Annotated in this window: 13 protein-coding genes; 7 read left to right on the top strand and 6 right to left on the bottom strand. The window is 59.3% G+C overall.

What is annotated here, in order from left to right; all coding sequences use genetic code 11:
* The 5 genes from iolB to mscL all read left to right on the top strand — a co-directional run bounded on the left by iolB (position 1) and on the right by mscL (position 5,153).
* Positions 1–807, top strand: a complete 807-nt coding sequence (gene iolB, locus BMX27_RS02495) for a 5-deoxy-glucuronate isomerase (protein WP_090158721.1) — start codon at positions 1–3, stop codon at positions 805–807.
* A 1-nt stretch (position 808) separates the two neighbouring features.
* Complete coding sequence (locus BMX27_RS02500; RefSeq protein WP_090158316.1) at positions 809–1,588, top strand: TIM barrel protein; 780 nt, start codon at positions 809–811, stop codon at positions 1,586–1,588.
* A 123-nt stretch (positions 1,589–1,711) separates the two neighbouring features.
* Complete coding sequence (gene pheT / locus BMX27_RS02505) at positions 1,712–4,108, top strand: phenylalanine--tRNA ligase subunit beta (protein ID WP_090158317.1); 2,397 nt, start codon at positions 1,712–1,714, stop codon at positions 4,106–4,108.
* Between the two features lie 13 nt (positions 4,109–4,121).
* Positions 4,122–4,565 carry a YtoQ family protein gene (locus BMX27_RS02510; RefSeq protein WP_090158318.1) on the top strand — a complete coding sequence of 148 codons (444 nt, stop codon included), beginning with the start codon at positions 4,122–4,124 and terminating at the stop codon, positions 4,563–4,565.
* 159 nt (positions 4,566–4,724) lie between these two features.
* A complete protein-coding gene (gene mscL / locus BMX27_RS02515; RefSeq protein WP_090158319.1) occupies positions 4,725–5,153 on the top strand; it encodes a large conductance mechanosensitive channel protein MscL in 429 nt (142 codons plus the stop codon).
* A 350-nt stretch (positions 5,154–5,503) separates the two neighbouring features.
* Here the strand turns inward: mscL and BMX27_RS02520 are convergent, their stop codons facing one another.
* From BMX27_RS02520 to BMX27_RS02530, 3 genes are all read right to left on the bottom strand, one after another.
* Positions 5,504–7,156: a sensor histidine kinase gene (locus BMX27_RS02520; RefSeq protein WP_177172628.1), complete on the bottom strand. Its 1,653-nt coding sequence runs from the start codon at positions 7,154–7,156 to the stop codon at positions 5,504–5,506.
* A gap of 101 nt (positions 7,157–7,257) precedes the next feature.
* A complete protein-coding gene (locus tag BMX27_RS02525) occupies positions 7,258–7,812 on the bottom strand; it encodes an RNA polymerase sigma factor (RefSeq protein WP_371260057.1) in 555 nt (184 codons plus the stop codon).
* Entirely contained in the window at positions 7,809–7,967 is a 159-nt protein-coding gene (locus tag BMX27_RS02530; protein WP_090158322.1) for a NepR family anti-sigma factor, read from the bottom strand. The genes BMX27_RS02525 and BMX27_RS02530 overlap by 4 nt, the downstream gene beginning before the upstream one ends.
* A gap of 103 nt (positions 7,968–8,070) precedes the next feature.
* Between BMX27_RS02530 and BMX27_RS02535 the strand changes: the two genes are divergently transcribed.
* Complete coding sequence (locus tag BMX27_RS02535; RefSeq protein ID WP_056030466.1) at positions 8,071–8,889, top strand: response regulator; 819 nt, start codon at positions 8,071–8,073, stop codon at positions 8,887–8,889.
* Here the strand turns inward: BMX27_RS02535 and BMX27_RS02540 are convergent, their stop codons facing one another.
* Positions 8,890–9,351, bottom strand: coding sequence for an Lrp/AsnC family transcriptional regulator (locus tag BMX27_RS02540; RefSeq protein ID WP_090158323.1), 462 nt, complete (start codon positions 9,349–9,351; stop codon positions 8,890–8,892).
* 134 nt (positions 9,352–9,485) lie between these two features.
* On the opposite strand from BMX27_RS02540, the gene ald reads away from it, so the two are divergent.
* Positions 9,486–10,604, top strand: a complete 1,119-nt coding sequence (gene ald, locus BMX27_RS02545; protein ID WP_090158722.1) for an alanine dehydrogenase — start codon at positions 9,486–9,488, stop codon at positions 10,602–10,604.
* On the opposite strand, the gene BMX27_RS02550 is transcribed toward ald, so the two are convergent.
* The gene (locus tag BMX27_RS02550) at positions 10,594–11,841 is read right to left on the bottom strand and encodes a DUF2254 domain-containing protein (RefSeq protein WP_090158324.1); all 1,248 of its coding nucleotides are present in this window, start codon (positions 11,839–11,841) and stop codon (positions 10,594–10,596) included. The two genes, ald and BMX27_RS02550, sit on opposite strands and share 11 nt — an antisense overlap.
* Complete coding sequence (locus BMX27_RS02555; RefSeq protein ID WP_090158325.1) at positions 11,842–12,738, bottom strand: mechanosensitive ion channel family protein; 897 nt, start codon at positions 12,736–12,738, stop codon at positions 11,842–11,844.
* Positions 12,739–12,827: the final 89 nt, after the last annotated feature.

Genomic DNA, 12,827 nt, shown 5'->3' on the forward strand with positions numbered 1-12,827 from the left:
ATGGCTGACCTGCTGAAAAAACCGTTCGGAACCCGTGGCAAGGTGCATCAGATCACACCCGAAAGCGCAGGCTGGCGTTATGTCGGGTTCTCTTTGTATCGGCTGCGTGCCGGTGACACCGCAGCCGAGGCGACGGGTGACCGCGAGGTCATTTTGGTGATGGTCGAAGGCAAGGCAGCGGTGAACGGCGCGGGACAGGACTGGGGTGTGCTGGGCGACCGGATGGACGTATTCAAGAAAACGCCGCCGCATTGCCTGTATTTGCCCAATGGTACCGCATGGGAGGCAAAGGCCGAAACCGATTGCGTGATTGCCGTTTGCTCTGCCCCCGGGATCGGCGGCCATGTCGCGCGCCGGATCGGACCTGACGGGATCACGCTGACCGAACGTGGCAAGGGCACAAACACACGCCACATCAACAACATCGCCATGGAAAACGAGGATTTCTGCGACAGCCTGCTGGTGACAGAGGTGTTCACCCCGGCCGGCCATTGGTCATCTTACCCCAGCCATCGCCATGACGAGGACGATTTTCCGCGGATCACCTATCTCGAGGAGACCTATTACCACCGTCTGAATCCGGCCAACGGGTTTGGCGTTCAGCGGGTCTATACGGACGACGGCCTGCTGGATGAAACGATGGCCGTCAGCGACGGTGACGTGGTTCTGGTCCCGCGTGGGCATCATCCTTGCGGCGCGCCTTATGGGTTCGAGATGTACTACCTCAATGTAATGGCGGGGCCGCTGCGCAAATGGCGGTTCGTCGCAGCCCCCGAAGTCGCGTGGATCATGGAGAGGGACGCCTGAAATGACTGAAGGGTTTCAATTGGCCGCATGTGCGGAGATGCTCTGGCAGGACAGGCCGATTGCCTGGCGTGCGGCCAGGCTGCACGAAATGGGTTTCGGCGTCGGACTGTGGAACTGGCCCGCGTGGGATATCGACGCGCTGGAACGGACCGGGGCCCATTTCACGATCATGAACGGCTACCTCGAAGGGCGTCTGGCCGATGACGAGGGGGCCGACATGTTGCTGAAATCTGCCCTTGAAACGGTGCAGATCGGCAAGCGGCTGGGCGTGGACAGGTTGAACTTGCATGGCACCGGATTGGGCGATGGCGGTATCCCGATTTGGCAGCACGACGTGACAACCGGTGCAATGTGGCTCAAGGCGCGTGACACGCTCAATCGCGTCTGCGATCTGGCGGAAAGCCATGATGTCGTCTTTACGCTGGAAAATCTGAACCAGATTGATCATCCGGGCTGTCCGTTCGGATCGACGGCTGATGTCCTGGCACTTGTGTCGCAGATCGACCGCCCGCAACTGCGCATCAATCTGGACCTGTATCATACCCAGATCGGCGAGGGTGACCTGATCCGCTGGTGCGAAAAATGCCTGCCCTGGATCGGTGAGGTCCAGGTGGCCGACAATCCGGGCCGGTTCGAGCCCGGCACGGGCGAGGTGAACTACAAGGCCGTGGCCGAGGCACTGCACCGCATGGGATATGCAGGCCCTGTCGCGCTCGAATCCTTTGCCAAAGGCGAGGAGGAGACCGCGCTGGAGGCGTTTCGCGCTGCGTTCACGCTGTAGCCGCGCCATCCATCACATATGCGGATCTTTCACGCTGGCCGGTGTTTGATGGCACGGCACTTTTCCCCTGCGGCGCAATAGGCTAGGACGACGCGATATGTCGCCAAACAAGGGACCGTGTGCGTGAAATTTTCTTTGTCGTGGTTGAAAACCCATTTGGACACCGATGCCTCTGTCGAAGAGATTGCGGAGACCTTGACCGATCTCGGGCTCGAGGTTGAAGGCATCGAAAATCCGGCCGAACGCCTGCGCGACTTTACAATCGGTTACGTGGCTTCGGCGGAAAAGCACCCTGACGCGGACAAGTTGCGCGTCTGTCAGGTCGAAACGCGGGACGGATTGCAGCAGATCATCTGTGGTGCGCCGAATGCGCGGCAGGGGATCACCGTCGTCGTGGCGCATCCGGGCGTCTACGTCCCCGGGATCGACACCACGATCGGCGTGGGCAAGATCCGCGGCATCGAAAGTTTCGGCATGATGGCGTCCGAGCGCGAGCTTGAACTGTCCGAAGAGCATGACGGCATCATCGAACTGCCGCAGGGCGAGGTCGGACAAAGCTTTGCCGATTGGTTGGCCCAGCATGATCCCGCGCGGGTCGATCCGGTCATCGAAATTGCGATCACCCCAAACCGTCCCGATGCGCTGGGCGTGCGCGGCGTGGCGCGTGATCTGGCGGCACGCGGCATCGGCAAGCTGCGCCCGCTTGCGGCCCCTGCCGTGCATGGCAACGGTGCTCCGGCAGTCGGTGTGTCGATCGCGGATGATACGCAGGATGGGTGTCCCGTGTTTTGTGGTCGTCTGATTGAGGGAGTGACCAATGGCCCGTCCCCCGCGTGGTTGCAGCAACGCCTGACCTCCATCGGCTTGCGTCCGATCAGTTTCCTTGTGGATGTGACGAATTTCTACACCTACGACCTGAACCGTCCGTTGCATGTCTTTGACGCGGACAAGGTGTCTGGCGATCTGCGTGTTCATCGTGCGTCGGGTGGCGAAGAGATCGTCGCGCTGGATGACAAGACCTACACGCTGTCCGAAGGTCAGATCGTGATTTCCGACGACAACGGACCTGTCAGCATCGCCGGCATCATGGGCGGCGAGGCGACAGGCTGCACCGTCGATACAACCCGCGTTTTCGTCGAAAGCGCCTATTGGGACCCGGTGCAGATTGCCTATGCAGGCCGCGCCTTGCGTATCAATTCCGATGCCCGCTACCGGTTCGAGCGCGGAATTGATCCTGCATTGACGCCAGAGGGGCTGGACCATGCCTGTGCGCTGATCGTCGATACGGTCGGTGGTCAGGTCAGCGACATGGTGACCGCGGGTGCCGTGCCTGACGTGGCGCGCAGCTATCGGTTGGATACCGACCGTGTCATCAGGCTGGTGGGTATGGATATTCCGGCCGACACGCAGCGCCAGACCCTGACCGCGTTGGGGTTCGTTCTGGACGGGGATCAGGCCCATGTACCCAGCTGGCGGCCTGACGTGCAGGGCGAGGCTGATCTGGTCGAAGAGGTGGCACGCATCGCGTCGCTGACCAAATTGCAGGGAAAACCGTTGCCACGCACCCAGCCCGGCGTGCCGAAACCGGTTCTGACGCCACAGCAGGCCCGTGCACAGGCGGCGCGCCGTACGGCGGCGGCGCTGGGCTACAACGAATGCGTGACCTACAGCTTTATCGATGCAGCCTCTGCCGCGATGTTCGGTGGCGGGTCGGATGCCACGCGTCTGGAAAACCCTATCAGTTCCGAAATGTCGCACATGCGCCCCGCGCTGCTGCCGGGCCTGTTGCAGGCTGCGGCGCGTAACCAGACGCGCGGGATCGCCGATATGGCCCTGTTCGAGGTCGGTGATATTTTTGCCGGTGGCGAACCGGGTGAACAATCGCCCTGCGTGACGGGTATCCTGATCGGGCGCACCGGTCCCCGTGATACATTCGGCGCATCGCGCCCGGTGGACCTGTTCGACGCCAAGGCCGATGCCGAGGCGATCCTTGCGGCCATCGGGGCACCTGCGAAAACCCAGGTAATGCGGGATGGGCCAGACTGGTTCCACCCCGGTCGCCATGGCCAGATCTGTTTGGGACCGAAAAAGGTTCTTGGTATCTTCGGAGAGCTGCACCCAAAGGTGCTGTCCGATATGGGGATCAAGGGGCCGGCTGTCGGGTTCACGCTGTTCCCTGCCGAAGTTCCCCTTCCGCGGTCAAAGACCAATACGCGCCCAGCACTGACGGCAACCGATTTGCAGGCGGTCGAACGTGATTTTGCCTTTGTCGTGGATGCGGATGTTCCCGCGCAGACGCTGATGAATGCGGCGGCCGGCGCGGACAAGGCATTGATCGCAGAGGTACGTCTGTTCGACGAATTCATCGGCGGCAATCTGGGCGAGGGCAAGAAATCGCTTGCGATCACGGTGCGGTTGCAGCCGACCGAAGCGACCTTGACCGACAAGCAGATCGAGGCTGTCGGCGCACAGATCGTGGCCAAGGTCACCAAGGCAACAGGCGGCGCATTGCGCAGCTGACGAGGGTAATGTGATGAAAGTTTATCTGTCCGGCGAAATCCATACTGACTGGCGTGACCAGATCACCGCGGCTGCCGCTGATCTTGACGTGACGTTTGCCGGGCCGGTGACGGATCACGCCGCCTCTGACGATTGCGGTGTGGCCATCATGGGGGCCGAGGACCAGAAATTCTGGCACGATCACAAGGGTGCGAAACTGAATGCCATTCGCACCCGCAAAGGGATCGAAAGCGCGGACATCGTCGTCGTTCGGTTCGGCGATCAATACAAACAGTGGAATGCGGCATTCGATGCAGGCATGGCCGCAGCGCTGGGCAAATCGCTGATCGTGATGCATGGCCCGGACCATCAGCATGCCCTGAAAGAGGTGGACGCAGCTGCATTGGCTGTCGTCGAGACACCGAAACAGGTAGTTGAAATTTTGACCTACGTCCTGAATGGGACGCTGCCTGATTGACCGCCATCCCCGTTGTTTTGTGGCCTGTCGTGCGCAAATTTCTAGGTTTCGTCAGCTTCGTGTAGAAAAAGCTATCTTTTTTTTAGCACGGCTTTTAATCGTCTTTGGCATCCGGGAATTGCGGCACAATGCCGCATAAGGTTTGGGGAAAAACGGCACATGCTTCAGGAATTCAAAGATTTCATCGCCAAGGGCAACGTCATGGATTTGGCGGTCGGTATCATCATTGGTGCTGCGTTCACGGCAATCGTTTCATCGCTGGTCGCGGATCTGATCAACCCGTTCATCGGCCTTGTGCTGGGTGGCGTAGATTTCACGTCGATGTACGTCGTGCTGTCTGGTGATGTCGCCGCAGGCACGGGCCTTGATGCTGCGCGCGAAACAGGTGCAGCCATTTTTGCCTATGGTGCCTTTATCACGGCCTGCATCAATTTTCTGATCATCGCGTTTGTCGTGTTCATGCTGGTCAAGGCTGTGAACCGTCTCAAGGCTGTTTCGGAAAAGCCTGACGATATCGCACCCGAGGTGGAAACCGGCCCGTCCGAACTGGATGTCCTGCTGGAAATCCGCGACAGCCTGCGCAAGTAAGTCGCCCTCTTATCGCTAAAAAACGAAAAGCCTGCCACGTGGCAGGCTTTTTTCGTGGTGCAGACGTGCAGTGTCTACTTGCGACGGGCACCCTGCGGGCTAACGCTGTTTCGCACGTGGGCACTGTCGTCGTCAGTGTCGTCCTTTGGAAGGCGCGTCATCGCATGAATCAGGATGGCTGCAAGCAATACAGCGGCCATTCCTGCCAAGAAAACTTCGGTGCTCATTTATCTGCCTCATAAATCCGATACGACCCAACCCAGCGGCAAATGGATTGTTCCGACCAATACCAGTTAAAGTTTTTGTGACAGTGCACAGAGGCGATCATGCAACACATCGTCGCGCTTCACTCAGTAGTCCAGCGCGTCCGGAATGTTCGATGTGATTGCAAATGACAGTGTCCGGGTTCGGATGCCGTCACTTTCTGTCGTCTCGAAGTCGCTGCCAAGCTGCATCGCAAAGGCTCGCATCAATTGCGCCCCGGTCTTTACTTCGGTCGTCGCCCGATGGTCCGGCTTTACGACGTAGGGACTGCGGCAAATGATGAGCGCGGTGCCGGGCGACACGATCTTGAGACTGATATGCAGAAAACCGGGATTTTCGGCAGTCGGCACCGGCATGTCGCGGACGGCCTGCGCGCCAGTTTCGCCGATGAACAATGACATGGGAACGGCCTGATCGGGGATCAGGCTAAAGGTGTCACAGGTCAGCCGCGTATCCGCCTTTGGATGGGTGGCGGACAGCGCGTCGAACAGCGTGCTCGACACCTCTTGCATCAGTGGTTCGGCCTCTGCACGTCCGAGGTTATCGCTCTTGTACAAAAGACGATGCACGGTCGCGAGGCCAATGATCCGGGCGTGCAAACGCTTGAGCGTGTTGCGTGCGAAATTATCGTCACTGGCGCGGATTTCCATGTTGATGATCGAAGAGATCATCTGAAGATTATTTTTGACCCTGTGGTGGATTTCCTTCAGCAGGACGTTCTTTTCACGCAAGGAATCTTCCATGCGGGCCTCGTCATCCATGAGGTCGTAGGCCATGTTGCCAAAGGTTTTTTCCAGTTCGAACAATTCCGTCGGAAGGCGTTCCATCTGGTTGGTGTTGGGCAGCGACCTGTTCACGGCAAACAGCCGCATGCGTTTTTGCAAGTCCCGGATGGGGGCGACGACCAGGCGGTGGACGGCAAAATAGGCGACCAGCAGGCTGGCGAACCACATCAGAACCGGCAGCGAAAATGTCGGCAGCACCGTTCCGGGAGGTTGCAGTCCCGCATGGGCGGGATCCCAACTGCCGACGGCGTAGGCCACACCCGGGATCAGGGACGCGGTCGTCAGAACCTGGTGATGACCGTCAGGTCTCTGGTTGCGCACGACCCGCCGTTGCGGGTCAAAGATCGATCCGTTTTTTTGGGGTTCGACAAGCGATCTGACGACGGCCGGGTCCAGCGGTTCGCCCTGGGTGGAAATGACATCGCCGGCCTGATTGTAGATCACCATCGACAACGGCTGATCATCGATCGTCATATCCTGCTGCTGGGTCAGAACATCGGTCGGGATGGCGATCGCGACCTGCCCTACAACGGCGTCACCATTCAGGATCGGTTGCAGCAGGACCGCGAAACTGCGCCCATTGCCGGTGATATCACCAAGCGGCACGATAGATTGCACTGCCGACGAAGAACGTGACCGAATTTCCTCGTCGATCAGCTCTTCGCTGATCGGGGCGCGCAAGGACGAGCACAGGATCGGCGCACCAACCGGCACGAAGCCGATAAAACTGTAGATCGGACTGTTTTCGACCAAGCGGCTGACGGCGGCAGAGCATCGTTCGGGATCGCCAATCAGCTCTGGATACATTTCCGCGATGGCAGCTGCGGACCCGATCCCGCTTTGGATTGCGCGGCGTTCACCCGAAGATCCAAGTTCGGTCCGCGCGATCAGGCTCAGTTCGGTGCGTTCGCGCAGGGTCTCGTCCAGGTCTTTTGTTTGCCAGATGGCCAACATGCCGATCGGCAAAAGAGCAAGCGAAAGGAATGCGACGACGCGAAACGGAAGCCCGCGGAGGAACCGAAACGATTCCTCGCTATCCGGCCGCCCCTGGGGCATCAGAATGCAGAGCTGCCATTGCTGCTGACGACCGCGACAGTCGCCTTGTCGGTCAGTTCCACGGGGCCATCCTCGTCCAGAAACATCAGCTCTGCCAGGCGCTTGCGCCCCCGGTTGGCCCGACTCTTGATCGTTCCGACAGCCACGCCGCACATTTCTGCGGCCTCTTCATAGGAAAAACCTGATGCACCGACCAATATCAGGGTCTCGCGTTGTTCGTCAGGCAATTTGGCAAAGGCCGTCTGGAAATCCGCCATCTGCAAGTGGCCGTCATGGGCCGGTTTTTCAGCCATGTTTTCGGTGAAAATGCCGTCGACATCAGCAACTTCACGCTTTGCCTTGCGTCGACTGGAATAGAACGTGTTGCGCAAGATCGTAAACAACCAGGCGCGCATGTTGGTGCCCGCTTCGTATTTGTCGATGTTCGTCCATGCCTTGACCACGGTATCCTGCACCATGTCGTCAGCCGTCGCACCATTCCGCGTGAGCGAAATCGCAAAGGCCCTCAATGCAGGAAGATGGATCACGAGTTCGTCGCGTGGATCGGTGTTCACGATGCATCACCGGTTTGACTGTCTTGCGCCTTGAGCTGTTCGAGAAGCTGTTTGAAACGGTCAGGCAATTCAGCTTCTTCCTGAGCCTGAAAAACGCGCTTTAGATTCTCGTCGATCTGCTGTCGCGCTTTTTCGCTGCTTGGGTCGTTGGACATTGGTTAGACCGTCTTTATGTTTGGTTTCTGCAATTGCTTGCGGAACCCAAACGCGCCACAGCGCGTTAGGTTCCCACGAACAGGGACAAGATTGGAATAATATATGGCGAGCGCGTCTGCCAACCAGGATATCACAACCGCAATTGGGACGTATCTCCCCTATCTGCGTCGCTACGCGCGGGCACTGACCGGATCGCAATCGAGCGGTGACGCCTATGCGGCTGCCACGCTCGAGGCCATTCTGGAAGATCGCAGCATTTTCGACATGCAGATTTCGGCCAAATCGGCTTTGTTCAAGACGCTGCACATGATGTGGTCCAGCACCGACCTGTCCGGCCCGGGCGAAAGCCCTGTCGGCATCGAAGGTGCAGCCCTGCGGCATCTGGCGAAGCTGACGACAAACACGCGCGAGGCGCTGTTGCTCAACACAATCGAAGAATTTTCCTTTGCCGAGATTGCCGACATCATGTCGATCGACGAGGCCGAAGCGGAACATCTGGTCAGCGTGGCACATCGCGAAATGGCTGACAGCATCGCGGGCCGCATCCTGATTATCGAGGACGAGGCAATCATTGCCATGGATCTCGAGGCGTTGGTGTCCGACATGGGCCACAAGGTGACGGGCATCGCTCGCACCCATGAGGGCGCTGTCAAGCTGGGCACGTCGGAAAAGCCGGATCTGATCCTTGCGGATATCCAGCTGGCAGACAATTCTTCGGGCATCGACGCTGTGAACGAGCTGTTGCAGACGTTTGGTGACATGCCGGTAATTTTCATCACTGCCTTCCCAGAGCGGCTGCTGACGGGCGACAAGCCAGAGCCTGCCTTCCTGATCGCCAAGCCTTACACTGAAGAACAAGTACGTTCAGCGGTCGCACAGGCGATGTTCTTTTCGTCGACCGAGACGCTGAACGCAGGCTGATCAGATCGGCAGGGCTGTCGTTGATCTGACGGTCCGCAACGCGAAACTAGACTGCATCTGCGCGACGCCGGGAAGGCGCGCCAGATGCTGTCTGTGGATGCGGGCGAAATCCTCGGTGTCGCGCGCGACCACCTTCAGCAGATAGTCCGCTGATCCTGCCATCAAATGGCATTCCAACACATCTGGGATCAGACGCACGGCCCGTTCGAATGCGTCCAGCAGTTCATCGGCCTGCCCGGACAGTGTGATTTCGACAAATACCGTGGTTGACAGGCCGATGTTGCGTGCATTCACGATTGCAACGTATCCGCCGATCACCCCCAGTTTTTCCAGACGCTGCACCCTACGATGGCAGGCCGAAGCGGACAGGTGCACCTTGTCCGCCAGTTCCGCATTCGTCATGCGGCCATCGCGCTGCAATGCCGCCACCAGTCGAAGATCTGTCGCGTCCAAATCCGTCATGCGCAAAAATGTCCCGAAATAATGCGTATAGACGCATAATTTTACAAATGTGATCGCTATCAGCGGTAATGAATTCGACAAATTTTCGCAAGGGCGGCGCGACAGTGTGGCAAATGCAAACAGTGGAGTCCCTCATGCACATCGGCTGCCCCAAAGAAATCAAACCCCAAGAGTTCCGTGTCGGCCTGACGCCGAATGCAGCGCACGAGGCGGTGTTGCACGGTCATACGGTCACCGTCGAAACAGAAGCAGGCGTCGGGGCGGGTTTCAGCGACGCTGATTACATCGCGGCAGGTGCCCAGATCGCGGCAAACGCAGCCGATGTCTTTGCCGCAGCGGATATGATCGTCAAAGTAAAAGAACCCCAGCCGGTCGAACGCCAGATGTTGCGCGAGGGGCAGATCCTGTTCACCTACCTGCATCTTGCGCCTGATGCGGCACAGACGCAGGACCTGATCGCCTCTGGTGCGACCTGCATCGCCTATGAAACCGTCACGGACCGCAACGGCGGCTTGCCGCTGCTGGCCCCCATGTCCGAAGTCGCCGGTCGGCTGGCCCCGCAAGTCGGTGCCTGGACCCTGCAAAAGGCGAATGGTGGCAGGGGCGTTCTGATGGGTGGTGTGCCGGGTGTCGGACCCGCGCGCGTTGCCGTCATCGGTGGCGGGGTCGTCGGAACGCAGGCCGCGCGGATCGCCGCTGGCATGGGTGCAGATGTGACGGTGCTGGACCGGTCGTTACCGCGTCTGCGCTATCTGGATGACACCTTTGCCGGGGTGTTCAAAACCGGCTTTGCCAGCGCGGGCAACACGATCGAACTGGCGATGCAGGCCGACATGATTATCGGTGCCGTCCTCATTCCCGGTGCCGCTGCGCCCAAGCTGATCAGTCGCGCGCAGCTTGCCGATCTCAAGCCGGGTGCGGCCCTGGTCGACGTGGCGATCGATCAGGGCGGTTGCTTTGAGACATCGCGGGCGACGACACATCAGGATCCGATCTATGATGTGGATGGGATCATGCACTATTGCGTGGCCAATATGCCGGGTGCGGTTGCCCGCACCAGCACCATCGCGCTGGGAAATGCCACGATGCCATTCATGCTGGCGCTGGCGGATAAGGGGTGGCGGCAGGCCTGCAGTGACGATCCGCATCTGTTGGCGGGCCTGAACGTGCACGCGGGTCAGGTTACCTATGCCGCAGTTGGCGCTGCATTGGGGATCGTCACCATCGACCCGCAGGATGCGCTTAGACAGTAATATCTTCTTCCGGCTGGTCGAGCGTTTTGACCAGCCGGTCCAGCCTGTGTCGCTGGGCATGGTCGGATGGCATCCGTGCGATCAACGACTGGGCAAGGTCACGGTGCCGCAAACGCGCCATGCGGTCCGTGACCGTATAGGGGGCCGCGCGTTCGAACGGCCCCAGAAGGTCGCCGAAATCGGTATGATGGATCGCGACCCGCTGTGGCGTGATCGGGTGTAGTCCGCCCTTGTACAGCAGCCCGTCCATCAGTCCTGCATGCAGCCAGTTCAGGCAGTTCATCGCGGTGAACGGATCGTTGAACCCCGGCGACAGCGCGCGCGCGATCATCTCGCACAGTTGATCGCCGATAAAGGGCGTCGCCTGATCTTCGGTGCGGGCGTTTCCCGTCGCAAAGGCGTCGCGCAGCCCTTGCAGTTGTGAATCCGTCAGCGCCTTTGACGATTTGACCGACGCCACCGACACATGGGGGCTGATAAACGTCCCGGGGGCGTGCATCACGTCGATCAGCCAGTCATGGCTCTGCGCCTGTTCGTTCAGTGCGGCCACGTCCATCTGTTGGATGTAACCGGCTGTTTTCAAGTGCAAATCGGTCGTGATCTGGTCGGTGCGCGGTGAAATCTGTTCGACCTCGATTGTCGGGCGGGTCTCGATCAGCCGGCGAATGTCGCGGCCGAAACGATGCCCCAGATCAGACGCGATGTTCGATACGTTGATCGTCTCGGGGACATGGTGGACGTAGTAGATCATCGTAAAAATGGCGATCACCATCAGCACCATTGCAACCACCATGGCATACTGCGCAACAAACGGTGCCTGACCGTCTATCGGCCCTTTTATCGCGCGCAGGATGAACATGTTGTAGGTAAAGACGCCCAACAGCAGACCAAAACTGATCTGCGTCCCGCGATCGCGCATGAAATTTCCGATCAATCGCGGCCCAAAGGTATCAGCAGCAAAACTGACGGCGACCAGTGTCATCGAAAACATGACCCCGGCCACACCAATGATCGCGGTCGCCATGGTGGCAAGGGTCTGGCGGGCACCGTCGCCCTGCGTGTCAATCCATGCATCGGGAAGCGCGAATGGCAGATCTTGTGCGTTGCGGTCGATCCATTCCATGCCGAATGCCAGGATCAGTGCCGTGATGACGAAACCTGATGGCACAGCCCAGTAGCTGGCGCGCACATCATCCAGCAGCTTGCGGACCAGGGCGCGTCCTGGCACGGCGGCCATTTATCCCTGCGCCTTTTCGGGTTGTGCTGTCGCAATCTGTTCAATCTGGAGGGGCTCGTTGAATGTCAGCGTCTGGTAGGTGAACGGGATCTCGATGCCCGCATCGTCCAGGGCACGTTTGACTGCGCCGACGACCTGATCACGGCTGGTGCGAATGTCGATTGGCCGCGATCCAGTCCACCAGGTCACTTCGAAATCAATGGATGACGCACCAAAGGCCTGCGCGAAAATCTGGACATCCTTGACGTCGTCCCGGACGGTTTCCACGTTTTTGACCGCCCGCGTGATGACGCTGCGCGCCTCGTCCACGTCAGCATCATAGGCCACGCCGCACATCACCGTCGTCCGGCGCAGATCCCGGTTGGTGCGCACGGTCACGGGGTTCGAAAACAGCGTATGGTTCGGCATGACGATCAGCTGGCCATCGGTCATGCGTACCCGACTGTCCCGGATCGTGATGTCCTCGATCCGGCCTTCATGCCCGTCGACCTCGATGTAGTCGCCGATACTGAAAGGCTCTCGCAGCAGGATCAGGATGCCGGCAAGAAAGTTTTCGAACGTATCCTTGAACGCGAAACCGATCGCCACGGACCCAAGGCCCAGTGTCGTCAGTGCCTTGCCGGGGGTAATGGACGGAAATACGACGGCAAGCGCAATCAGGATGCCGATCAACCAGATTGCCGTAGAGGCAACGAGCGCGAAGACGTCCTTGAGGTTCTGGCGCAAATTCAGTCTGCGGCCAAACTTGCCGATCAGCATCCGAACGATGGCGACAGCGCACCACGTCAGCAGGATCAGCGCCAGCGCAAGTCCGATCCGGGGCAATGCCGCAATCAGACCGTTGATGTAATTGCTCAAGGTGGCAAAGAGCGTTTCAGTCACGTCGATGTTATTCATGACTGCCAACGCGCCCTGACCCTGCCCGGTTCCGATCGTTCAAACCCAGCCCGCGGAAAAAACCTGACATTTGTTGGGAACCAAGCGTG

Origin of the sequence: Loktanella sp. DSM 29012 (assembly GCF_900110705.1) — a bacterium.
GTDB lineage: Bacteria > Pseudomonadota > Alphaproteobacteria > Rhodobacterales > Rhodobacteraceae > Loktanella > Loktanella gaetbuli.